Consider the following 23,412-nt stretch of genomic DNA (forward strand, 5'->3'; position numbering starts at 1 on the left):
TCCTTGGAGCCCATAATGGAGGATAATATGCAGGGCTTTCGGAAGTGGATGTTTCAAAATGTTTACTCCAGCAGTAAGGCCAAGGAAGAGGAGTGGAAGGTAGACGGCATGCTGAAGCTCTTATTTTCCTTTTATCAGGAGCACCCTCTGGAAATGGCGGAGGAGTATCGTTTTCTGCTGAAAAAGGGGGAAGAGGAAGGGAAGGAAGATCCCAAGCTCCTTTTGGACCGCATTGTTGCGGATTACATTTCCGGCATGACGGATGAGTATTGCAGCCACAAGTTCATGGAGTATTTTGTTCCGAAGGCCTGGGAGAAGGACTGATATGTACTATGGAGAAGATATCGTAGAGGAAATCCGGCAAAGAACGGATATCGTGGATTTAATAGGACAATATGTACATTTGAAAAAGAAGGGCTCCAGCTACTTTGGGCTCTGCCCTTTTCATGGGGAGAAAACTCCCTCTTTTTCTGTTTCTCCCGGGAAACAGATTTTTTATTGCTTTGGTTGCGGTAAGGCGGGGGACAGCATCCGCTTTATGATGGAGTACGAGAACTTAAGCTTTGTGGAGGCAATAGAGCAGCTGGCGGAGCGGGCCAATGTCAGTCTTCCTGAAAAAAGCAGCGGAGGCAATAAGGGGGAAGAGGATCTTCGGTATAAGCTTTTGGAAATCAATAAAAATGCCGCCCTTTTCTTCGTAAAACAGCTTCGTAGTCCCAAGGGAAAGCTGGGTTTACAGTATTTGGGAAAGAGAGCCTTAAGCGGGGAAAGCATTACCCACTTCGGTCTTGGCTATGCGGTACAGGAAAAGGATGCTTTGTATCAGTATTGTAAATCCCTGGGCTATGAGGATTCCTTGCTACAAGCTTCCGGTTTATTTACTTTTAAAGAAAACGGTGTTCGAGATAAATTTTTTAATCGAGTGATTTTCCCCATTATGGACCTTCACCATCGGGTAATCGGTTTTGGGGGAAGAGTCATGGGGGACGGGGAGCCTAAGTACTTAAACTCTCCGGAAACCAAGCTTTTTGACAAATCCAGAAATCTTTTTGCCTTGAACTTTGCCAGAAGAAGTAGGGAATCCTATCTGATTCTCTGCGAAGGCTATATGGATGTGATTTCCATGCACCAGGCAGGCTGTATTGAGGCAGTGGCAGCATTGGGAACCGCCTTTACGGAGCAACAGGCCGCCCTTTTAAAGCGTTTTACCTCTACGGTGCTCCTTTGCTTTGACAGTGACAATGCGGGAAGAAAGGCCTGTAAGAGGGCCATTCCTATCTTACGGGAAAAGGAAATTCAGGCAAAGGTCATTTCCCTAAAGCCCTATAAGGACCCGGATGAGTTTTTAAAGGCGGAGGGGAAGGATGCTCTTATGGAGCGGATTCATAATGCAAAAAATGCCTTCCTGTGGGAGGTGGAGGAATTAAAGTCCGGCTTTAACCTGCAAGATCCGGGAGAGATGCAGGGCTATATGGAGGCGATTGCCGCCCTGCTTAGGGATTGCTTTTCCGACCCTGTGGAGCTGGAAAATTATTGCAAGGCAGTGGCCAGAGAGCAGCTTTTGTCTGCAGAGAACCTTTTGTATCTGGTACAAAAGGGGGAAGAAAAATCCCAGCTTTCCTTTGCTCTTTCCAAGCAGGGAAGACGGGAGGAGAATAAGCGGGAAAAGAGCTTAACGGATAATTTGGAGGAGCAGTTCCTTTCTCTCCTATTGCAAAAGGAGGAGTGGATCGGGCCGGTTTCTCAGTATATCAAGGCAGAGGACCTGAGGGAGGAGCTTTGCAGGCAGGTCTTCCTTTCTTTACAGGAGGGAAAGGCCGTACAGGAAATCATGGACGGTTTCCGAGGAGAGGAAGAAAAATACCAAAAGTGTATGGCGCTTTATCATGGAGACCTGTATCATTTGGATCTGGAAAGACAGGAAGAGGAAAGAATGCTTCTGGACTTTATCCGGCAGATTAAATTGCGGGGGATTGAAAAGGCTATTGCAGAGGCTATGGACGGAGAGGAGCTTTCCCGTTTGTTCCGGGAGAAGGATAAGTGGGAGCATTTCTCCGGCTTTTCCGGATAAAAGACTTAAAAAAGCTATATTTGGCTTCGCAGAGATTACAGTTTGGATATAGAGATTGGATTTTTTTACGAAATATAGTCTTTGCCGGTATATCGAGGCGAAAAGAGTTTTGGGGAAAGATAAAAAGGTTTCGGGGGAATTTCTTTTCTCACTAAAGGAGTGTGTAGATGAAGGGACTTGGGGCAAGGATACAGACTATGGTGGACTTATATCCGGTGGTGGACAGTATTGCGGATATCGGTTGCGACCATGGCTATACCGCCATTGCCTTATATGAGGCGGGAAAGGCGGAGAAGCTTTTTGCCTGTGATATCGGAAAAGAGCCCTTGGAGATGGCAAAGAAAAATGTGCGTTTCAGAGGGCTGGAGGACAAAATCACTTGCCGTCTGGGAAATGGTTTGGAAGCCTTGGAAAAGGGAGAATGTAAGCATCTTCTTCTCTCCGGTATGGGGGGGATATTGATGATTCAGATTTTGGAAAGGCGAATAGAGGAGTTTGAAACGATTTTACTTTCTCCCCAGTCCGACTATGAGAAGGTTCGACGCTTTTTATATCCCTATATGGAGCTTGTGGAAGACTGCTATGTGAAGGAGAAAAATAAGTTCTATCGTATCTTACTGGCGAAAAAGCGTAGAAATTCAGATAGGGAAAAAAATACTTTGGATACCGGGGCGAAAGTCCCGGAGCTTAAGGCGACAAATTCGGATGCAGAGAGAATCAGTATGAATATTGGGGGAAAAGAATCGGAGATCGAGAGAACAACTTCGGACTCTTTCGAAATATCCAAAGTGGAATGGGAGTTTGGCTGGCTTCCTCTGGCAAAAAAGGATCCGGTTTTAAAGGAGCTTTTAGAGGATGAGGAAAGGCATTTGGAAGAAATGCTTTTGAAAAATCCCCAAAAGGCGATAGCAGAGAAGCTGGAACGGGTGAAAGAGGGGCTTGGGTACTTTGGATAGGAGAAATAAATAGGAGAAATAATATGAAAAAACAAGAGCTGATTTCCTTTTTGGAGGAATTTGCACCGAAGCAGTATGCGGAGCACTGGGATAATGTGGGATTTTTGCTGGGAAAGAAGGAAGAAGAGCTTAGCAAGGTCTATGTCTGTCTGGATGTGCAGAGAAGGTCGGTGGAAGAGGCTATTGCCCATTCTTGTAATTTTATTTTGAGCCACCATCCCTTTATCTTTCAGGGGATGAAATCTGTTACCGGAGACAATGAGCAGGGAAGGTTGCTTCTTACTTTGGCGGAACATAAGATTTCCGTCTTTAGCATGCACACCAACTTCGACAGCGTAAAGGAGGGCATGGGAGATTTGATTTGCTCTAAGCTATCTTGGAAAAAGGAGGGGGTGCTTCAGGAAGTTTCTCCCGGCTTGGAGGGCATATCTCAGGGGATAGGATTTTACACTCGGGTGGATAAGGCATTTAGCTGTGAAGAACTTGCGGCCTATGTGAAGGAAAAGGCTGCTCTTCCCTATATTGAGTACTTTGACAGCGGAAAGCCCATCCAAAAAATTGCGGTTTGCCCGGGTTCCGGAAAGAGCTTTATGAAGGATGTGATTGCTAGCGGTGCAGACGCTTATATCACCGGAGACTTGGGACACCATGATGCAGTGGATGCCTTGGGAGAGGGGCTTAGCCTTCTTAATGCAGGGCATTACGGCTTGGAGCGATTCTTCGTGCCTTATATGAGCGAGCAGATTCGCCGACATTTTCCTAAGATAGATTGCGTAGAGGAAAAGGAAGTTTTCTTAGGAAAAATTCTGTAAAACTAAATAGAAAGGTCAGGGATGTCCATGAAAATTACAGCAAAAGGAAGAGTGGTAGAGTTAGAGGAGGGAAGTAAGTTTCAAGACTTGGTTCCCTTGTTTCAGGATATGGAGGAGTATCCAATCGTTTTGGTACGCTTTGGAAAGCGTATTTATGAGTTGCATAAGAGAATTCCCAATGTAGATCAGGAATGTACATTTTTAACCTTGAAGGATAGTATCGGTATGAAGAGTTATCACCGCTCTGCCGTATTTATGCTTTTAAAAGCTTTTTATCATCATTGTAAGGATGTGCCGGGCTTTAGAGTCAATATGGATTACACTCTTGGGGGCGGTTTTTACGGCTTCCTCTCCGGAGATGTGCAGATTACGAAGGAGCTTTTAGAGAAGGTAAAGGCTTCCATGCATGAGTATGCGGAAAAGAAGATGCCGATTATGAAGCGCTCCGTTTCCACCGAGGATGCCAGAGCTATCTTCCGGGAGGTAGGCATGCACTCCAAGGAGGAGCTCTTCCGTTATCGTATGACCAGCCGTGTCAATATTTACTCCCTGGGGAATTTCCAGGATTATTTCTACGGCTATATGCTGCAAAACACTTCTTATGTAACTTTATTTGACCTGCTTCCCTATGGAGACGGTTTTATCCTGCTTTTGCCAACACCGGAGAAACCCGATGAGCTTCCGGAGTTCCGTCCGATGGATAAGCTTTATCAGGTGCAAAAGGAATCCTCCCTTTGGGCCAGAAAGGTGGGAATCGGGGATATCGGCGCCTTGAATAAGCAGATTGTTCAGGGAGATACGGATTCTCTTATTCTGATGCAGGAAGCTTATTTTGAGAAGCAAATCGGAAATATCGCCATGTCTATTTTTAAGGAGAAGAAGCGAGTGGTACTGATTGCGGGACCTTCTTCCTCCGGAAAAACCAGCTTTTCCAAGCGTTTAAGCATTCAGCTTTCCGCACTTGGCCTAAAGCCCCATGCTATCTCTGTAGATAATTATTTCAGAGCCAGAGTGGAGGCTCCCAGAGATGAGGAAGGAAATTATGACTTTGAGTCCATTCAGTGTGTGGATTTGGAGTTGTTTAACAAGGATATGCTCTCTCTTCTTTCCGGAGAAAGGGTGGAGCTTCCCCGTTACAATTTCTTCACAGGGGAAAGAGAGTATAAGGGAGATTATCTGAAAATGGAGGCGGAGGATGTCTTGGTTATCGAGGGTATCCACTGCTTAAATGACTTAATGTCCACCTCCCTGCCGGAGGAAAGTAAGTTCCGCATTTACATTTCCGCTTTAACACCCCTGAACATTGATGAGCATAACCGTATTCCCACAACGGATGTGCGCCTGCTTCGTAGAATGGTAAGAGATAACAGAACCAGAGGTTATTCTGCGGAGGATACCATTTCCATCTGGAAAAATGTAAGACGGGGCGAAGACAATTACATATTCCCCTTCCAGGAGAGGGCGGATGTGATGGTCAATTCTGCGCTGATTTATGAGCTTGCGGTTTTGAAGATTTTTGCCCAGCCTCTACTGTTCCAGATTGAAAATGACAGTCCCGCCTACCAGGAGGCAAAGCGCCTCTTAAAGTTCCTGGACTATGTGCTTCCCGTAAGCCCGGAGTCCATTCCGAAGAACTCCATTATTCGTGAGTTTATCGGCGGTTCCTGTCTGCATGTAGGGTAAAGCCTTGATCGGAATGTAGATTTAAAATTAAAATCTATAGCATAAAAAATGTCAAAAAACTTTAGCTGATTTTTCAAACCGAAATTAGCTAAAGTTTTTTTATTAGAAAAACTAAAATATAGAAAAAACCATAGAATCATCAACATATTAGTGTAAATCATGGATTTTTGCAAAATATATAAAGTTTAAAACAAAAATATTGTTTAAATCATACTTAGCTGATATACTATAAAAGCAGAACAAAGGAGGCGCGAGGGATGAAATTACTTTATGTAAAAGCCAAAAATTTTAAAAACTGTATAGAGGGATTTACTATTGATTTGGTAGCTAAATCGAGGAAGACTGCAGAAGATAAAGAGTATGAACTGCAGGAGATTGCGCCTGATTTATATGTTTATAATACGATGGCATTTATTGGAAAAAATGCGTCCGGAAAAACCTCTGCATTGGAACTTTTGGATGCTTGCTATTCTATTTTGGGAGACTTTCGCTTAGAAGATAAACACTATGACTATGACGGTGTAGAATTGGAGATAGTCTTTTATCATGCAGGATTTATTTATAAGTATGAAAGTTTATTGGCTACGGACATATCTCTCAGTAATCAGGCAATTTTTAAAGAGGAAAAGCTATATAGAAAAAAATATTATAAAAGTCGTATTCATGAACTGTATGAAGATAGTTCTTTCGAGAAAATGGATGAGTATGGAACATTGCCGGAGGATATATCCAAAGTATTTTTTGTCTTAGAAAAAAAAAGTACAAGAGCTATTTATTTCGAAAGTTTTGGAAATGGAGCAGAGACTTATCGTATGATTTTCAAAGCCTTAAAAAATTACAGCATAGATACTTTGGTTTTGGAAAACATTATGCGTATTTTTGATGACAATATTGAACATTTACAAAGCTTGGACGAACATAATTACAGATTGGTTTTTAACGGGGAAGAGAAGTATCTTTCTGATAGCCAGCTGATTTATATCTTGTCTAGCGGTACAACAAAGGGATTACTGCTGTATACCTTAATGGTTGCTTCTTTAAAAGAAGGTTTTGATCTTTTGGTTGATGAAGTAGAAAATCATTTTCATAAAACTCTAGTAGAAAATATGATCAGTTTGTACAAGGATAAATCGGTCAATAAGAAGAATGCTTCTTTAATCTTTACTACCCACTATTGTGAGGTTTTGGATCAGATGGGACGACAGGATAATATATGGATTTGTAAGTCAGGAAAGCATGTATCCCTCTCTAACATGTATGAAGACTATCAAATCAGGACTGAACTTCTGAAAAGCAAGCAGTATTATAACAATGCTTTTCAAACTGCTGTAAATTATGAAGAGCTGATGAGCCTAAAGAGGAAGCTAAAGGAATGAAAAGATTAATCATGTGCGAAGGGGCAAATGAACTGGAAATTATTCGTATCCTCTTGGCAAATAATCGATTAATCTTTGGAGAGGATGAATTATTGGGCTTGACTCCCTATCATGCAAGACAAATTACCGGTAATGGGCAGGTTCGGACAGAATTAAACATTTATCCCGGCAATGATGTATTAATTATGCGGATAGGAGATGCACAAAAGGAAAGGTTAAAGATACCGGAAGACTACAAAGGCAAGATTATAGGAATTGAGAAGTATTGTACTAAACCGGAATTGGAAATGTTGTTTCTAATTGCAGAAGATAAAGTCGCTGAGTTTGAGAAAAATAAATCCACAGTAAAACCTAAGGATTTTGCTAAAATGCATATAAGCTTAGGCAGGAAAAAGTACGATAACAGTACGAAATTTTATAAAGATTATTTTGGTGATAGAGTGGATGTTTTGGTACAGACTATCCTTGAATACAAAAGGATAAAATCTTCTCATAAAAAAGAAGAGCTGTATTTAGCGGATTTGATAAAACGCAAATAAAGGTAGAGCTGTAAAAGTTTCCATGTTTAATCTATATAATGCATGCTATACGAGAAATGCTCTTTAAGAATACAGTATAGACCTGAAGGGGGAATGTGAGACTACCCCTATTCAGGTCTATATTATATTAAAAAGCAATATATTTTTATATTTCAATTTCAGTATTCGGAAATTCAAAGCCCTCATCATACCATTCTAAGAAGGAATGCTTCTCTCCGTCGGTTTTTAGGCCCAAGATGGTATTGATGGACACATTTTCCGTGGAGCGGAAGATATTTTTCTCGATAAAGGGATTCACCTCCTTTAGGGAAGCAATCAGTTTCTTAATCTCCAAGCGCTTGGAGCTGGTGGTGCCGTCCACATGGCAGGAGCTGCAGGTTTCGGTGAATTTGCAGGCACACTGGATAAAGTTTAACTGGTTATAATTTCGCCAATGGATAATGTCTTCCTCCCGAACATAGTAGAGGGGACGAATCAACTCCATTCCTTCAAAGTTTGTGGAATGGAGTTTGGGCATCATGGCCTGGAATTGTCCACTGTAAAGCATTCCCATTAAGACGGTTTCAATGACGTCATCAAAGTGGTGTCCAAGGGCGATTTTGTTGCAGCCCAGCTCCTTTGCCTTGGAATACAGGTGTCCTCTTCGCATTCTGGCACAAACATAGCAGGGAGAGGAGTCTATGGTGAAAACCGATTCAAAAATATCACTTTGGAAAAACTCCAAGGGAATCCCCAGAAGAGCGGCATTTTCCTCAATAATCTGTCGATTGTAGGCGTTATAGCCCGGATCCATACAGAGAAAATGCAGGGTAAAGGGGAATTTGTTGTGCCGTTTTAACTCTTGGAAAAGCTTTGCCATAATCATGGAATCTTTACCGCCGGAAATGCAGACACAGATGGAATCACCCTCTTGAATCAACTCATAATCATTGATGGCCTTGGCAAAGGGGGTAAAGATAGACTTTTTGAATTTTTTTCTAAGGCTTAATTCGATTTCCTTCTGTCGTTCCTCCTGTTTTGCGGCCTTCTTGATTTGCTGCAAAACATATTTCCCATATCCTCCCTCCAGATTTGCCACCTGATAGCCCCTGTCGGAAAGTCGTTCACCAAGCTCTCTGGAAAGGGTGCCGTATTTGCAGTAAAGGAGATACTGTCCTTCTATGGACAGGGGAATTTCCTCCCCCAGCAAAGTCTCTATGGGATAGGAGAGGGCCTTGTCCATGTGTCCGATTTCATATTCCTCTGCTTCCCTTAGGTCAATGGGGGTATAGTGTTTATATTCTTCCTTCTCCCAGGCTTCCGGGGAGATTTCTTTGATTTTACTCATGTTTCAGTCCTTCTCAATAATGTAATAGAAGTATTCTTTTTAAAATAATCACAGTATTCTTTTTAAAATACACCGAAGCAGTATAGCATAAAGAGACTATGGAAGCAAAATAAAGCATATTATGAAGATATAGCCCAAGGTATAGAATAGTCGGAAAGAGAAAGGAAAGACGATCATGGGGGCAATAAAGCTAAAAGAGGCAAAATAATACTTGTCAGAAAAAGGAACTTAGGCTATGCTCTTTTGGGAAAATATTAGCCTAGGCTAACAGAAATCAAGACAGCATAAAGTAATGATAGCATTGAAAGAACTGAAAGCATTATGCAAAGAAGAGTGCTTGTTATGTTGGGTGCTTATCGGGTAGTAGAGAAACAATTCGAATCATAAAGAAAAGGAGAAATGACATGAATCCCATGGAGTTAATGCAGTTTAGTAGAGACTTGGATGATTTTCAGGCAAACCACCCCAAGGTAGCTAAGTTCCTACAGATAGAATTTGGCAAGGGATTACCGGAAGGAACCATTCTGGAATTAAAGATTCAAAGACCGGGGGAAGAAGAGAAAGTTACTAATCTGCGGGTTAAGCCGGAGGATAAGGGCTTGGCGAACCGTTTTAAAAAAGGCTAAATGAGATACCCCGCGCACTGCGAAGGAAACTCGTTAAGAAATAAATGAGCATACCTAATGGGTATGCTCATTTATTTCTTCTTCCTCTGTTTTGGAAAAGAGTATTTTTTGGCTGTGGTAAAGTCCGTAATTCCCTGAGAATAGATAACTGATGGCGATGGCTAAAAGGAAGTAGGAAGAGGCCTGGAAGCCGAATAGCTCAAAGCTGATGAGTAAGGCGGTCAGAGGACAGTTGGTGACGCCGCAGAAGAGGGCAGTCATTCCCAGTGCCGCACATAGAGAAGGGTCCAATGGCAAAAATCGGCTTAATGCATTGCCCAGCGTTGCTCCTATAAACAAGGAAGGAACAATCTCTCCACCCTGAAATCCGCCCCCAAGAGAAACGGAAGTAAAGAGAATTTTCAAGAAAAAGGCAAAGAGAAAAATCTTCGTCTTTGGATTATGGATTGTTTGAATAATCAGCTGGATACCGGTTCCGTTATAGATATTGGTGTTTAGAGCCAAAGTAGCAAGGAGAACGATAGCTCCACTTACAAAAATACGCAGGTAAGGATTTGGAAAATATTTGCTAAACAAATCCTTTGCTTTATGGGCGCAGGAAACAAATAAGATACTTACCAAAGCAGCGGCGATTGCCAGAAGAAGAGTATATAGGGCGGATGACCAATTCATTTCCGCCATCAGAGAAAGGGCAAGATTCGGTTCCTCCGCATGAATGACTTTTTCCGCAAAAAAATGGGCTGTTAAGGCGGAAACGGTACAGGGGAGTAAAGCGGTATAGTAAATACTGCCTACGGTGCAGAGTTCTATGGCAAAGATGGCTGCAGCTATGGGGGTACCGAAGAGTCCGGAAAAAGCTGCACTCATTCCGCACATCATAATTCTTCTTTGCTCTTTTTCAGAAAGATGTAAAATCCTGCCGATACTGGAGCCCAGAGACCCTCCTACCTGTAAGGCGGCACCTTCTCGTCCTACGGAAGCGCCGAAGAGATGGGAAAGCACAGTGCTGAAAATAATCAGGGGAGCCATTTCTACCGGTAGCTTTTCTCCTCTTCGCACCGACTCAATCACCAGATTGGTACCCTTTTTATTTTTATCGGACAGAATGCTGTAGGCGAAGACCAAAAGAAGTCCGGCAAAGGGGAGGGCAAAAAGAAGCTGGGGGTGCTTTACCCGAAAAGCGGAAGCCAGTACTATACCATGGGCAAAAAAGGCGGAAATACTGCCTATAATAGCACCGGTAAGAGTACCCAGCAGAATCCATTTTAAACCGTTTTTATAAGTCACCTTGATTTTTTCAAGCTTTTCAATTCTACTTTGGCCTTTCTTATTCAAAATATCTGCTGTATTTTCATCTGTTTTCAATTCGTTTTGGGTATTCATCCTTCTAGGTTCCTTTTTCTGTTATGTTAAACGAGATATCGTACGCTTTGCGAGGGATACTCGTTATAAATAAAAGGGGCTGTAAAAAATCATTTTGATCTTTACAGCCCCTTTTAAATTCTTTATCTTACTGCCTCTGCTTCCTTTTTTGCATCAATGGCAAGCTGTAAACATCCCAGTATACCTTGATTGTCATTTAAACTGGCGGGGACGATATAATGGTCTAAATCTGCTAATTCTTTGGTTTTGAGATAGTCATTTAACTGGGCGGCTACTTCTTTACGAATCAAAGGGAAGAGCTGTTCCTGATGCATTACGCCGCCTCCCAGAATAATTCTCTCCGGACTGAGGGTTAAGATTAGGTTACATAGAGCCTGACCGATGTAGTAGGCTTCAATTTCCCAAACTTCATTTTGATTTACAAGTTCAATGCCTTTCTTTCCGTATCTTTTTTCGATGGCAGGGCCTGAGGCCATGCCCTCGAAACAATTTTTGTGGAAGGGACAGTTTCCTGCAAAGGCATCCGTTGGATGGGGAACTAAGAGCATATGTCCAAGCTCCGGGTGCAACATACCGTGCAGTAATTTTCCGTTACTGACAACACCTCCACCGATTCCGGTACCTATGGTTAGGTAAATGGCATTTTCCATACCCTTACTGGAACCGAAAGAAATCTCTCCCAGTAGAGATCCGTTTACATCCGTATCAAATCCCATGGGAATGGATAAAGCTTCCTGTAAGGTAGGAAGCAAAGGATAGTTCTGCCACTTGAGCTTCGGGGTGCTGGTAATATAGCCATAGGTTTTGGAATCTTTATGTAAATCAATGGGACCAAAGCAGGCTACACCCAGGGCGACAATGTCTTTATCCTTAAAATAATCGATGATTTTGGGAATGGTCTCCTCCGGGCTCAATGTGGGAATGGAAACTTGCTCAATAATCTTTCCGTTATCCTCGCAAACGGCACAAATCATCTTAGTTCCACCGGCTTCTAGGGATCCGTAATACATGTATTTACCTCGCTTTAATTCCAAACAACACATCCAAACAAAACATCGGACGACTTTCTTATGATGAAATACAGAAACCATACAATTTCTTTATCCTTCAGTGTATAGAAAGCTTGAAAAAAATGCAATGTATATTCGCTTTTTCTTCTTAAATCTTCTTCCTATCTTTATGCATTGTACCGTGGGAATCCGACTTTTTAGTATAGAAGACAATCCCTGTTAAGTTTTTCACTTTTCCTTGTTGCTTATTTTGCTTTAGGGTATAATAAGAAAAATGTTTTAAAAAGAAGACAAAGATTTCTGCCGAAGATTCAGTTTAAAAAATCTAAGGATAGACGTAAGTCTTTTTCTTCCGAAATAGGATGTTTTTGGGGTGACAATGCCACTTGTTTAGGGTGGGTGCTGTAATAAGAAAGGGAAGTCGGTATGGGGAAGAATAAAGAAGTCGTAAAGACAGAGCATAAGAAGGACAGTTTAAAGCTTGAGGAAACATCCGGGAAAGCAAAGTCCGACAATCATTTAGAAAAGGATTATATCAAAGCCTATCAGAATCGTCTTGCTGCTCATATGGACGAGTTGAAATGGCTTTATTATGAGCTCTACCGAAGTAATGAGCAGTCCTTTAATTACTTCCTATCCCTTTTGGATAAGTACGCCAAGGAGAGAGATCCGGAGTTAAGAGCATTGGATCAGGAAAGAATGAAAAATCCCCGGTGGTTTAAAGGAAATGACCTCTTAGGGGTACTGATGTATACGAACTGTTTTGCGGGGGATCTTAAGGGTGTAGAGCAGAAAATCCCTTATCTCAAGGAATGCGGTTTTAACTACCTGCACTTGATGCCTATTTTGGAAAGCCCCAAGGAAAAGTCCGATGGAGGCTATGCGGTATCCAATTTCCAAAAGGTTCAGCCTGAGCTTGGAACCATGAAAGACTTAAAAAGTCTGAGCGCTTCCTGCCATAAAGAGGGAATCAGCGTTTGTCTGGATTTTGTAATGAATCATTGCTCCGAGGATCATGAGTGGGTAAAACGTGCCAAGAACGGCGAACAAGAATTTCAGGATCGTTTCTTTATGTTTAATGACTGGGGGCTTCCCAATGAATTTGAACGTACAGTTCCTCAAGTTTTCCCGGAGTCCGCTCCCGGTAATTTCACCTATTGTGAAGAAGCGAAAAAGGTTGTTATGACTACCTTTTATCCGTATCAGTGGGATTTGAACTATGGGAATCCTACGGTTTTAAATGATATGTTGGAAAATATGCTCTTCCTGTGTAATCAGGGAGCGGATGTTTTCCGCCTGGATGCGGTTCCTTATATTTGGAAAAAGCTGGGTACAAACTGTCGAAATCTTCCGGAGGTACATACTTTAGTTCGCATCTTCCGTATGGCGATGGAAATAGTGGCTCCCGGTGTATTGCTTTTGGGAGAAGTGGTAATGGAGCCTCAAAAGGTAGTTCCTTACTTTGGAAGTCTGGAGAAGCCCCAGTGTCACATGCTGTATAATGTTACCACTATGGCATCTACCTGGCATACCGTAGCTACCCAGGATACCCGTTTGATGCAGCACCAGCTGGGACAGGTCTTTGCCCTTCCGAAGGATATGGTATTCCTGAACTACCTTCGTTGTCATGATGACATCGGTTGGGGGCTGGACTATGCTTTTCTGGAGCAGTTCTCCATCACGGAAATTCCTCATAAGGCCTTTTTAAATGCTTATTTCAGAGGCTTTACAGAGGATTCCGATGCAAGAGGAGAGCTGTATAATGATGATCCGGTACGGGGAGATGCCAGACTCTGCGGTACCACCGCATCTCTTTGCGGATTGGAAGCGGCTGCTTATGAAAAGGATGAGCGCAAAATCAAAGAAGCTTTGCAGCTTGACTTAATGCTTCATGCTTTTTTACTGAGTCAGTCCGGTATTCCGGTACTTTATTCCGGAGATGAGATTGGACAGGAAAATGACTACAGCTATCATGAGGATAACATCAAGAAGGTAGATTCCCGTTATCTTCATCGTGGCAATTTCCCATGGGAAAAGGCGGAGAAGAGAAAGAAAAAGGGCAGTATAGAAGAAAAGATTTTCACCGGTTTGAAAGAGCTGGAGGATTTAAGAAGAAAGCATAAAGCATTTTCAACCATGGCGGATACTTGGATAATTGATACCAAGAACATCCATGTCCTTGCCTTTGGAAGATATTATGAGGGAGAAAAGATTCTTTGCTTCTACAACTTTGCCAGATCCGAGCAGGTGGCCTATGTGTCCGAAGTGGAGGATTACGTGGATTTACTTTCCGGAAAGTCCTGTAAAGCAAGAGACCTTGTCCTTCCTGCCCATGGATTTTTGTGGTTGAAAACCTCCTTTGTTTAAAGAGGAAAGTTTATGAAGATACTGGAAGGACTTTCCGCCTTTTCAGGCATTGCCATGGGGCCGGTACATTTTAAAAGGAAGCTTCAATTTTCCTACCTGAAAAAATCCGAAGAAGGCATAGAGGAGGAAAAAAGGAGGGGAAAAGAAGCCTTTTTAAAGTCGATAGCGAAGGAAGAAGAATATTATCAAAAGGCTCTTTTGGAAATGCAGAATGAAGATGCAAAGATATTTTCGGTTCATGCGTTAATGCTTTCCGACGAAATTCTGCAAAACAGTGTATTTAGCCTGGTACAAAAGGGTCATACAATGGAATATGCGGTGAAAAAAGCCTTTAGCAAACAAGAAAGGCTTTTTCGCCGTATGGAGGATCCATATTTTCGGGAACGTGCGGAGGATATGCAGGATATTCTGAACTTGATGCTTTCTATTCTAAGCGGAAAGGAAGTTGCCACCAAGGAAGAGCCTTGTATTTTACTGGCAGAGGACCTGGGGCCTTCGGATACCATTCGTTTTCCGAAAGATAAGCTGTTGGGATTTATTACGGAGAAGGGATCCTTACAAAGTCACACAGCGATTCTGGCGGCATCCTTGGGAATTCCGGCTTTGGTACAATGCAAGGGACTGAAGGGTATAGAAGACGGAGAATACTGTATTATTGACGGTGAAAAAGCAGTGGCTTATTTTTCTCCTACGGAGGAAGTGCTGGCTTTTTACCGGGAGCTTATGGAAAAAAAGAAAGAAGAACGGCAAGAGCTTGAAAAACTGAGAGATGAGGAATGTGTCAGTTTAGACGGAAAACGCATAAAATTATATGGCAATATGTCGTCTCCGGTAGATGCCAAGAAGCTGCTAAAATCCGGTGCTGAAGGAATCGGTTTGTATCGTACGGAATTTTTATTTTTAGAGGAAGGCAAGCTTCCTTCCGAGGAAACACAGTTTCAAAGCTATCGGGAAATCTTGGAGGAAATGAAGGGAAGAGAGGTTATTATCCGAACCTGTGATTTGGGAGCGGACAAGGTGCTTTCCTATCATGCCGGTGCAAAGGAGGAAAATCCTGCTCTAGGTCTTCGGGGCATTCGCTTTTGTCTTATGGAAAAGGAAATGTTCTGTACACAAATAAGAGCCTTATTGCGGGCTTCCGCCTTCGGTAAGCTTTCGGTGATGCTTCCGATGATCAGTAGCTTGGAAGAAGTCAGAGAAAGTAAAGCCTTATTCCATAAATGCAGGACTGAGCTTGAAAAACAAGGGATTCCCATAGCGGAAAGAATTCCCTTAGGGGTGATGATAGAAACTCCGGCAGCAGTATTTATAGCGGAGGACCTGGCTAAAGAAGTTGATTTTTTCTCTATCGGTACAAATGACTTATCCCAGTATCTTTTGGCGATAGACAGACAAAATGCCATGGTACACAGTTTTTATCATAAAAAGCATCCTGCTATTCTGAGAGCCATCAAAGAAGTGGCGGAAAAGGGAAAGCAGGCGGGGATATCGGTGGGAGTCTGCGGAGAATTTGCGGCTGACCCGGATTTTACGGCGTTCTTTCTCCATTTGGGAGTGGAAAAATTATCCATGAACGGTCCTTCCATCTTGCCGATAAAGAAGAAAATTCTTTGCTGTGACAGTAGCAAAGAATATGACAGAATTCCATAACATTTTTCTGTATTATCACAACATTTTTCCATATTATATTTTCCTGCCGGAAGTATAATATGGGGTAGAATATTGTTTTCAAGAGCGAAGCCGGAGAAGAAAGATTTTTTCGAAACCGACCGGGGTATGCTTTTTTGAAGCTGATTCCGGGAAGGTTTTTGTGCGGAGGCTCTTGCGCTTTAGGAGGAAAAGATGAAAAAAAGAAGTTTAGCAGTATCAGTAGTGATGGGGCTTATGGCCCTGGGATTGGTTGCTTGTGGCGGCAGCAAGAGCTCTTCTTCCGAGAGTACAGCAAGCGGAAGCGGTGAGCAGGGAGCTTCCTCTGACGAGCTTTCCGTAGCCATCTGGGATACCAACCAGGAACCGGGACTTAAGGAGATTTTAGCTGATTTCACTAAGGAGACCGGAATCAAGACCAAGATTTCCGTTGTAAAGTGGAATGAGTACTGGACTATGTTGGAGGCAGGAGCACAGGGAGGATCTTTACCGGATGTTTTCTGGATGCACTCTAACGAATCAGAGCGTTATATGAGCAATGATATGCTTTTGGATTTGACAGATAAGATTAAGGCTTCCGATAAGATTAAAGTGGAGAACTATCCGGAGGATATCTGGGGACTTTATACTTACAAGGACCATTACTATGCAGTTCCTAAGGACATTGATACCATTGCAATCTGGTACAATAAAAAGCTTTTCGATGAGGCGGGAGTTCCTTATCCTACATCCGACTGGACCTGGGATGATTTAACGGAAACCGCAAGAAAGCTGACAAAGTCTGACGGCTCTCAGTACGGCTTGGCAGTAAAGATGGATAACAATCAGGCAGGATATTATAACCTGATTTATGATAAGGGCGGATATGTTATCAGTGATGATAAGAAGAAGTCCGGATGGGATGATCCAAAGACCATCGAAGGAATGAATATTTTAGATACTTGGATTAAGGAAGGCTTGATGCCATCCGCTGAGACGATGTCCGAGAATGGAGAGGAAGTATTGTTCCAGTCCGGAAAGGTAGCTATGGTTCCTCAGGGCTCTTGGATGATTGCCAGCTACAAGGCTAATGAGTATACAGCGCAGAATGCCGATATCGTTGAGCTTCCCAAGGATGCTAAAACAGGTAAGAGAGTTTCCTTATACAACGGTTTAGGATGGGCTGCCGCAAAGAACGGTAAGCACACAGAAGAGGCATGGAAGCTGATTGAGTATTTGGGTTCTGAGCCGGCACAGAAGAAGCAGGCTGAACTTGGAGTAACCATGTCCGCTTACAAGGGAACCTCCGATGCATGGGTAAAGAGTGCAAACTTTAACCTGCAGGCTTATCTGAACATGATGGATGACATGGTAATTCGTCCTTATTCCAGAAGTACTGTAAGCTGGGAAAATGCAGATAATGAAATCATTACCAAGGTTTATACCGGAGAGCTTACCATGGAAGAAGCATGTAAGCAGATGGCTGAACAAATGAATGAAAAGCTCGCAGAAGAGCAGAAGTAATTTGATTCTTAACGAGTATCGCACGCGTAGTGTGCGATATCTCGTTTAAAAGAAAAGTACCAGGGTCGATTGCGTATAGAAGAGGGGTTGTGAAAAAAGAAGGGATGAGAGAAGAATTCTTTTTTTACAGCCTCTTTTTCTAAAATTTCCGGGATGTTTCCTTGGGAATACCTGTTTGCTTACCTTTACACTTTTTTAAAAGGAGGCAAGTATGTTAAGGAAGTACGCATTGGCACTTGGCTTAAGCCTGTTAGGCTTGATGGCCTGTGGACAGAAGACGGAAAATTCCGGGGGAAATTCTTCGGAGAGCGCCGGAACAACAGCCCGGGAGAGCGCTAAGGAAACAGAGAAAGCAGAGGGAGAAAAGAGTTCGGATGTAACCCTCTCCGTGTCCATCTGGGATACCAACCAGGAGCCCGGACTGGAAGAAATCATGGCGGATTTCACGAAAGAAACAGGGATTAAAACCAAGATTACCGTTGTGCGTTGGGCGGATTACTGGACTGCGATGGAAGCTGCTGCACAGGGCGGATCTTTACCGGATGTTTTCTGGATGCATTCCAATGAGTCGGAGCGGTACATGAGTAACGGCATGCTTCTGGATCTGACGGATTACATTAAGAATTCCGAAGTGATTCAGAAGGAGAATTATCCCACAGATATCTGGAGTCTTTACGGCTATGAGGGCAAGGACTATGCAGTACCTAAGGATATCGATACGATTGCTCTTTGGTACAATAAGAAAATGTTTGATGAGGCGGGCTTAGCTTATCCAACTGCAGATTGGACCTGGGATGATTTAACGGAAGCTGCCAGAAAGCTAAAAAAGCCGGATGGTTCTCAGTATGGTTTTTGCTTAAAGCCGAACAATGATCAGGCAGGCTATTACAATATGATTTTGGACAGAGGCGGATACATTCTAAATGATGACAAGACAAAATCCGGCTATGACGATCCGAAGAGTATTGAAGCTATGCAGATTTTGGAGACCTGGATTAAGGAAGATTTGATTCCTTCCGCAGAGACCATGTCCGAAAATTCAGAAGATGTTTTGTTCCAGTCCGGCAAGGTGGCAATGATTACCCAGGGTTCCTGGATGATTGCGGCACATAAGAAGAATGATTTCAGCTTAGCCAATGCGGATTGCGTAGAGCTTCCGAAGGATAAAGTAACCGGAAGAAGAGTGTCTATCTACAATGGTTTAGGATGGGCTGCGGCAGCCAACACTAAGCATAAGGAAGAGGCTTGGAAACTGATCGAATACATGGGATCCGAAAAGGCACAGAGAAAGCAGGCAGAGCTTGGCATCACTATGTCGGCTTACAAGGGTACTTCTCAGGAATGGGCAAAGAGCGCGCCCTTTAATTTACAGGCATATCTCAATATGATGGAAGATATGGAGATTCTTCCCTTCTCCAGAAGCACAGTAACCTGGGAGGATGCCAATACAGAGTTGGTTACTAAGGTATATACCGGAGAGCTGACGATGGAGGAAGCTTGTAAAAAGATGGCGGCGCAGATGAATGAGAAGCTTGCCGAAGAGCATGCTAAGTAAATATATAAAAATGAGCGAAACAGCATTTAAAACAGTGTTTATCAAAACATTTCAAAAAGCATTCTTAATAGCATTTACGACAGCATTTTTAACGGCATTAACCACGGCGCTTTTGAAAGCTTTCAAAACGCTAAATGAGGCAAGGAAATAAAAACTTGCAAAAAAAGATTAAAGTCCGGTATTTAGTAGAAAAGGAGTAGCTATGGCGGAAGAGAAAAAGAAAGGATTTTCGTTTACCAGTAGAGAGAAAAACGAATTTATCTGGGGCTGGTTATTTATCCTGCCAACGATAATCGGCTTGGTGGTTTTAAATATTATACCGATTATCAACACCATTTATCAAAGCTTCTTTAAGACGGGAGACTTTGGTAGAGGAAATATTTTTGTTGGCTTGCAAAATTACCAGAAGGTTTTTGCAGATAAGGAAATCTGGCAGGCCCTGTTGAATACGGTGCGTTATGCGATTGTGGAAGTCCCCTTCTCCATAGCTATTTCCCTGGTTTTGGCAGTGCTGTTAAATAAGAAAATTAAAGGGAGATCGGTGTATAGAACCATTATCTTCCTCCCCATGGTGGCAGCCCCGGCTGCCATTGCCATGGTTTGGCGTTGGCTCTATAATTCCGACTTCGGTTTGTTAAATCATATTTTTCATAGCAAAATTAACTGGGTAAGCAGCCCAAGTATTGCCGTTTACAGTATTGCGGTAATCGGTATTTGGTCTATTTTGGGATATAACATGGTGCTTTTCCTTGCGGGATTACAGGAAATTCCCGGAGATTATTATGAGGCGGCGGAGATTGACGGGGCAACCGGTATTTCCAGCTTCTTTAACATTACCCTGCCTTTACTTTCTCCCACAATTTTCTTTGTTTTGGTAACCAGAGTCATTGCCAGCTTACAGGTATTTGACTTGATTTATATGGTTATTGATAACACCAACCCGGCGCTGGGAAAAACCCAGTCTTTGGTATATCTTTTCTATAGGTATTCTTTTGTAAACAAAAACATCGGTTATGGTTCAACCATTGTGGTGGTGCTCCTCCTTCTGACTTTACTGGTTACTGTGTTGCAGATGATCGGGCAGAAGAAGTGGGTTTACTATAATTAAGAAAGGAGTACCTATGGATAGCTTAGAGAGAAATAGAAAAATCAGTAGTTTTGTCGTGCATCTTACCCTGGTATTGATTTCCATTACCATGTTGGTTCCCTTTTTCTGGATGGTACTGACAGCCTTTAAGAGTACTACAGAGGCAACCTCCGTGAATCCTTTTATTATCTTCCCGAAGGTTTGGCGAACAGATGCCTTCAAGGCGGTTATTGCCAATATGAATTTTCTTCTGCTCTATAGAAATACCCTGCTTTTGATTTTCTTTAGAGTGCTTTGTGCGGTGGTAACGGCAACTATGGCGGGCTATGCCTTTGCCAGACTCCGTTTTCCGGGAAGAGACCTGGCATTTTCCCTGGTTTTATTCCAAATGATGGTGCCAAATCAGGTCTTTTTGATTCCCCAGTATCTAATGGTTTCCAAGATGGGAATGTTAAATACGATTTTTGCGTTGGTTTTCCCGGGACTGGTTACCGCCTTTGGAACTTTCCTTTTAAGACAGGGCTTTATGGGACTTCCCAAGGATTTGGAGGAGGCTGCCAGACTGGATGGCTGTAATATCGGACAAACCTTCCTTTTCGTTATGATGCCTTTGATGCGTTCTTCCATGGTGGCACTGGGAATTTTTACAGCCCTCTTTGCCTATAAGGATTTGATGTGGCCCATGATTGTAAATACGGATAAGGATATGTTGGTTTTATCCTCTGCTTTGGCAAAGATGCAGGGGCAGTATGTGATGAAATTCCCGGAACTGATGGCGGCATCCCTGATTGCCTGTGTTCCGATGATCGTTTTATATATTTTGTTCCAGAAGCAATTCATTGAAGGAATTGCCACCAGTGGCGGTAAGCTCTAGGATTGGAGGAGTAGAATGGCTTTTGATATTGTTTTTCACGAAAAAGAAAGAGTTTTTCATTTATATAATGAGAAGATTTCCTATCTTATGCGGGTAATGGAAAATGAGCAGTTGGAGCATTTGTATTATGGAAAGCGAATCCATGATAGAGAGGGTTTCTCTTCTCTCCATGAAGAGGCCCAGCGATCTCAGATGAGTGTCTGCATTCCGGAGCCGGGAGCACTTTCTATGCAATATGCCACCCAGGAATATCCTTCCTACGGAACGGGAGACTATCGTAGCCCTGCCTTTTCCATCTTGCAGGAAAATGGCAGCAGGGTATCCGACTTCCGTTATCGGGGCTATGAGATTAAGAAGGGAAAGCCAAGCTACCTGCCCTTACCAATGTCTTATGTGGAAGAGGATGAAGAGGCTTTGACCTTGGATATTTTCCTGGTAGATGCTGTCAGTGAGACAGAACTCCGTTTGGAATATACCCTTTATAGAGACTATCCGGTGCTTTGCCGAAATGTTTGTTTTACCCAAATGGGAGCGGAAAAAATCTACTTAGAGGCGGCCCTCAGTATGAGTGTGGAATTCTTGGATAAAGATTTTACCATGCTTCATTTGGCAGGTGCCTGGGGAAGAGAACGTTATGTAAAAACCAGAAAACTGGAAATGGGTATTCAAAGTATTCAAAGCTTAAACGGTACCTGTTCCGGTGCGGAGCATAACCCCTTTATTGCCTTGCTTCGTCCGGATGCCAACGAGGATCAGGGAAAGGTTTACGGCTTTAACCTGGTTTACAGCGGAAACTTCCTTTCTCAAGTGGAGGTATCCACCTTCGATATGACCAGGGTGATGCTGGGAATTAATCCACAAAACTTCTCCTATTGCCTCTCCGAGGGAGAGTCCTTCCAAAGCCCGGAGGTGGTGATGGCCTATTCCGAGGACGGTTTGAACGGTTTAAGTCAGGTTTATCACCGCTTCTTTAAGAACCGCCTTATGCACGGAAAATACAAGAATCAGGAACGCCCTATTCTTTTAAATAACTGGGAGGCTACCTTCTTTGACTTTAATGAGGAGAAGATTCTTCACATTGCCAAGAAGGCAAAGGAAGTGGGAGCGGAGCTTTTCGTATTGGATGATGGATGGTTTGGAAAGAGAAATGATGATTACAGAGGCCTTGGGGACTGGGATGCCAACTTGGAAAAGCTTCCCCAGGGAATCGCAGGCCTGTCCAAGAAGGTAGAGGCTCTGGGTCTGAAGTTCGGCCTTTGGTTTGAAGTGGAAATGGTCAACATGGATTCTGACCTGTACCGGGCTCATCCGGATTGGATGATTGCTACTCCGGGACGTTTTCCAAGCCATGCCAGACACCAGCACGTACTGGATTATTCCAGAAAAGAGGTTGTAGACTATATTTACGGAAAGATGGCAAAGATTCTTAGAGAATCCTCCATTTCCTATATTAAGTGGGATATGAACCGCTATATGTCCGAGCCCTATTCTGCCGCACTGGATGCGGAAAGACAGGGAGAGATGATGCATAGATATACTCTTGGAGTCTATGATTTGTATCATCGCCTGACTACGGAGTTCCCGAATGTGCTTTTTGAATCCTGTGCCAGCGGCGGAGCCAGATATGATGCGGGACTGATGTACTATGCTCCCCAGACCTGGTGCAGTGATGACTCGGATGCGGCGGAGAGAGCCAAGATTCAGTACGGAACCTCCATTGCCTACCCCATTGTCAGTATCGGTTCCCATGTATCGCAGGTGCCTAACCAGCAGCTTTACAGAAATACCCCCTTGGAAACCAGAGCCAATATGGCTTACTTCGGAACCTTCGGTTATGAGCTGGATTTAAATCTTCTTCCCGAGAAGGAAATTGAAGAGGTGAAGAAGCAGATTCAGTTTATGAAGGAGTATCGGAAGCTGATTCAGATCGACGGAGATTTTTATCGCCTTCGTTCTCCTTTCAAGGGAAATGAAACTGCTTTTATGGTGGTATCTCCCAAGAAGGACCGGGCCTTGGCCATGTATTTCCAGACCTTAAATCATGTGAATGCTTCCTGGATTCGCTTTAAGCTAAAGGGCTTGGAGGAGGATCGTCTATACAGAGTACAGGCGGATTTAAGCCCCTGTCTGGAAAGATTGGAAAATCCTGTTTTACATGCTTCCTTTAATTTGGAAAAGAAGAGCTTGGATTATCAGGCTTATGGCAGCGAGCTTATGGAAGTGGGAATTCCTATCTCCAGAGATGATTTAAGCAGGAAGGGAGGAGACTTTGCCTCCATCCTATTCAAGATTGATGCCAAGTCTTAGGGAGAAAGAAAAATAAATATAGGAGGTAGAGAGAGGAGAGTCTATGGAGAAAAGCAAAGAGAAAAGCCCTTTTCTTTTTCTTAATCCCGGTCTCCCTCTCTTTTTACTGAGATGGAAAGACAAACTGTAGATTTTGTAAAAGATCCCTTTGGCTGTTTTTTGGGGGAAGAACAGCGTTCTTTGAATTTTCAGGACGCTGAGAATAAGGCTTCCGACCTACAGCTGATGTATTGCGGAAAAGAACGTTGTGTTCCGGGACATCGTTATGGGCCAAATAAACGAAATTTGT

17 protein-coding genes and 1 pseudogene are annotated in these 23,412 nt (G+C 43.0%); 15 read left to right on the forward strand and 3 right to left on the reverse strand.

Going from position 1 to position 23,412, the window contains the following annotated elements; all coding sequences use genetic code 11:
• From ACO4PX_RS01595 to ACO4PX_RS01625, 7 genes and pseudogenes are all read left to right on the forward strand, one after another.
• Positions 1–324, forward strand: a pseudogene (locus ACO4PX_RS01595) (deoxyguanosinetriphosphate triphosphohydrolase); the annotation flags it as partial.
• Position 325: 1 nt separating this feature from the next.
• On the forward strand, positions 326–2,071 hold the full coding sequence (gene dnaG / locus ACO4PX_RS01600) for a DNA primase (RefSeq protein WP_485571086.1): 1,746 nt from the start codon (positions 326–328) through the stop codon (positions 2,069–2,071).
• 167 nt (positions 2,072–2,238) lie between these two features.
• Positions 2,239–3,027, forward strand: a complete 789-nt coding sequence (locus ACO4PX_RS01605) for a tRNA (adenine(22)-N(1))-methyltransferase (protein ID WP_485545614.1) — start codon at positions 2,239–2,241, stop codon at positions 3,025–3,027.
• Positions 3,028–3,050: 23 nt separating this feature from the next.
• Positions 3,051–3,839, forward strand: coding sequence for a Nif3-like dinuclear metal center hexameric protein (locus ACO4PX_RS01610; RefSeq protein ID WP_485545616.1), 789 nt, complete (start codon positions 3,051–3,053; stop codon positions 3,837–3,839).
• A 27-nt stretch (positions 3,840–3,866) separates the two neighbouring features.
• Entirely contained in the window at positions 3,867–5,522 is a 1,656-nt protein-coding gene (locus tag ACO4PX_RS01615; protein ID WP_485545617.1) for a uridine kinase family protein, read from the forward strand.
• 257 nt (positions 5,523–5,779) lie between these two features.
• Positions 5,780–6,898 carry an AAA family ATPase gene (locus tag ACO4PX_RS01620; RefSeq protein ID WP_448974442.1) on the forward strand — a complete coding sequence of 373 codons (1,119 nt, stop codon included), beginning with the start codon at positions 5,780–5,782 and terminating at the stop codon, positions 6,896–6,898.
• Complete coding sequence (locus ACO4PX_RS01625; protein ID WP_308580232.1) at positions 6,895–7,437, forward strand: GNAT family acetyltransferase; 543 nt, start codon at positions 6,895–6,897, stop codon at positions 7,435–7,437. Before ACO4PX_RS01620 ends, ACO4PX_RS01625 begins: the two co-directional genes overlap by 4 nt.
• A 145-nt stretch (positions 7,438–7,582) precedes the next feature.
• On the opposite strand, the gene ACO4PX_RS01630 is transcribed toward ACO4PX_RS01625, so the two are convergent.
• A complete protein-coding gene (locus ACO4PX_RS01630; protein WP_485571087.1) occupies positions 7,583–8,764 on the reverse strand; it encodes a PP-loop family protein in 1,182 nt (393 codons plus the stop codon).
• A gap of 404 nt (positions 8,765–9,168) precedes the next feature.
• Here ACO4PX_RS01630 and ACO4PX_RS01635 point away from each other — a divergent pair, with 404 nt between their 5' ends.
• Positions 9,169–9,390: a hypothetical protein gene (locus ACO4PX_RS01635; RefSeq protein WP_183684770.1), complete on the forward strand. Its 222-nt coding sequence runs from the start codon at positions 9,169–9,171 to the stop codon at positions 9,388–9,390.
• Positions 9,391–9,444: 54 nt separating this feature from the next.
• Here the strand turns inward: ACO4PX_RS01635 and ACO4PX_RS01640 are convergent, their stop codons facing one another.
• Together ACO4PX_RS01640 and ACO4PX_RS01645 are read right to left on the reverse strand one after the other, a co-directional pair.
• Positions 9,445–10,773 carry a chloride channel protein gene (locus tag ACO4PX_RS01640; RefSeq protein ID WP_485571089.1) on the reverse strand — a complete coding sequence of 443 codons (1,329 nt, stop codon included), beginning with the start codon at positions 10,771–10,773 and terminating at the stop codon, positions 9,445–9,447.
• Positions 10,774–10,895: 122 nt separating this feature from the next.
• Positions 10,896–11,783 (reverse strand): ROK family protein, encoded by an 888-nt coding sequence (locus tag ACO4PX_RS01645; RefSeq protein WP_485548764.1) that lies wholly within the window; start codon positions 11,781–11,783, stop codon positions 10,896–10,898.
• 426 nt (positions 11,784–12,209) lie between these two features.
• Here ACO4PX_RS01645 and ACO4PX_RS01650 point away from each other — a divergent pair, with 426 nt between their 5' ends.
• The 7 genes from ACO4PX_RS01650 (at position 12,210) to ACO4PX_RS01680 (ending at position 23,123) form a co-directional block, all read left to right on the forward strand.
• Positions 12,210–14,150, forward strand: a complete 1,941-nt coding sequence (locus ACO4PX_RS01650) for an alpha-amylase family glycosyl hydrolase (protein ID WP_485571091.1) — start codon at positions 12,210–12,212, stop codon at positions 14,148–14,150.
• A 12-nt stretch (positions 14,151–14,162) separates the two neighbouring features.
• Complete coding sequence (gene ptsP / locus ACO4PX_RS01655; protein ID WP_485571093.1) at positions 14,163–15,800, forward strand: phosphoenolpyruvate--protein phosphotransferase; 1,638 nt, start codon at positions 14,163–14,165, stop codon at positions 15,798–15,800.
• Between the two features lie 192 nt (positions 15,801–15,992).
• A complete protein-coding gene (locus ACO4PX_RS01660; protein ID WP_485571095.1) occupies positions 15,993–17,300 on the forward strand; it encodes an ABC transporter substrate-binding protein in 1,308 nt (435 codons plus the stop codon).
• Between the two features lie 211 nt (positions 17,301–17,511).
• Complete coding sequence (locus tag ACO4PX_RS01665) at positions 17,512–18,855, forward strand: ABC transporter substrate-binding protein (protein ID WP_485571097.1); 1,344 nt, start codon at positions 17,512–17,514, stop codon at positions 18,853–18,855.
• A 202-nt stretch (positions 18,856–19,057) separates the two neighbouring features.
• Positions 19,058–19,963 (forward strand): carbohydrate ABC transporter permease, encoded by a 906-nt coding sequence (locus ACO4PX_RS01670; RefSeq protein ID WP_183684763.1) that lies wholly within the window; start codon positions 19,058–19,060, stop codon positions 19,961–19,963.
• A 13-nt stretch (positions 19,964–19,976) separates the two neighbouring features.
• A complete protein-coding gene (locus ACO4PX_RS01675) occupies positions 19,977–20,816 on the forward strand; it encodes a carbohydrate ABC transporter permease (protein ID WP_314668592.1) in 840 nt (279 codons plus the stop codon).
• Positions 20,817–20,831: 15 nt separating this feature from the next.
• Complete coding sequence (locus ACO4PX_RS01680) at positions 20,832–23,123, forward strand: alpha-galactosidase (protein WP_485571099.1); 2,292 nt, start codon at positions 20,832–20,834, stop codon at positions 23,121–23,123.
• Positions 23,124–23,412: the final 289 nt, after the last annotated feature.

It is taken from the genome of Oribacterium sp. (assembly GCF_057249185.1).

What these genes read in the sequence shown, in the direction of transcription:
- ptsP (WP_485571093.1), top strand. Translation starts at nt 14,163, where the DNA reads ATGAAGATACTGGAAGGACTTTCCGCCTTTTCAGGCATTGCCATGGGG.
- ACO4PX_RS01650 (WP_485571091.1), top strand. Translation starts at nt 12,210, where the DNA reads ATGGGGAAGAATAAAGAAGTCGTAAAGACAGAGCATAAGAAGGACAGT.
- ACO4PX_RS01680 (WP_485571099.1), top strand. Translation starts at nt 20,832, where the DNA reads ATGGCTTTTGATATTGTTTTTCACGAAAAAGAAAGAGTTTTTCATTTA.
- ACO4PX_RS01610 (WP_485545616.1), top strand. Translation starts at nt 3,051, where the DNA reads ATGAAAAAACAAGAGCTGATTTCCTTTTTGGAGGAATTTGCACCGAAG.
- ACO4PX_RS01675 (WP_314668592.1), top strand. Translation starts at nt 19,977, where the DNA reads ATGGATAGCTTAGAGAGAAATAGAAAAATCAGTAGTTTTGTCGTGCAT.
- ACO4PX_RS01645 (WP_485548764.1), bottom strand. Translation starts at nt 11,783, where the DNA reads ATGTATTACGGATCCCTAGAAGCCGGTGGAACTAAGATGATTTGTGCC.
- ACO4PX_RS01635 (WP_183684770.1), top strand. Translation starts at nt 9,169, where the DNA reads ATGAATCCCATGGAGTTAATGCAGTTTAGTAGAGACTTGGATGATTTT.
- ACO4PX_RS01640 (WP_485571089.1), bottom strand. Translation starts at nt 10,773, where the DNA reads ATGAATACCCAAAACGAATTGAAAACAGATGAAAATACAGCAGATATT.
- ACO4PX_RS01670 (WP_183684763.1), top strand. Translation starts at nt 19,058, where the DNA reads ATGGCGGAAGAGAAAAAGAAAGGATTTTCGTTTACCAGTAGAGAGAAA.
- ACO4PX_RS01665 (WP_485571097.1), top strand. Translation starts at nt 17,512, where the DNA reads ATGTTAAGGAAGTACGCATTGGCACTTGGCTTAAGCCTGTTAGGCTTG.
- ACO4PX_RS01615 (WP_485545617.1), top strand. Translation starts at nt 3,867, where the DNA reads ATGAAAATTACAGCAAAAGGAAGAGTGGTAGAGTTAGAGGAGGGAAGT.
- ACO4PX_RS01605 (WP_485545614.1), top strand. Translation starts at nt 2,239, where the DNA reads ATGAAGGGACTTGGGGCAAGGATACAGACTATGGTGGACTTATATCCG.
- dnaG (WP_485571086.1), top strand. Translation starts at nt 326, where the DNA reads ATGTACTATGGAGAAGATATCGTAGAGGAAATCCGGCAAAGAACGGAT.
- ACO4PX_RS01660 (WP_485571095.1), top strand. Translation starts at nt 15,993, where the DNA reads ATGAAAAAAAGAAGTTTAGCAGTATCAGTAGTGATGGGGCTTATGGCC.
- ACO4PX_RS01620 (WP_448974442.1), top strand. Translation starts at nt 5,780, where the DNA reads ATGAAATTACTTTATGTAAAAGCCAAAAATTTTAAAAACTGTATAGAG.
- ACO4PX_RS01630 (WP_485571087.1), bottom strand. Translation starts at nt 8,764, where the DNA reads ATGAGTAAAATCAAAGAAATCTCCCCGGAAGCCTGGGAGAAGGAAGAA.
- ACO4PX_RS01625 (WP_308580232.1), top strand. Translation starts at nt 6,895, where the DNA reads ATGAAAAGATTAATCATGTGCGAAGGGGCAAATGAACTGGAAATTATT.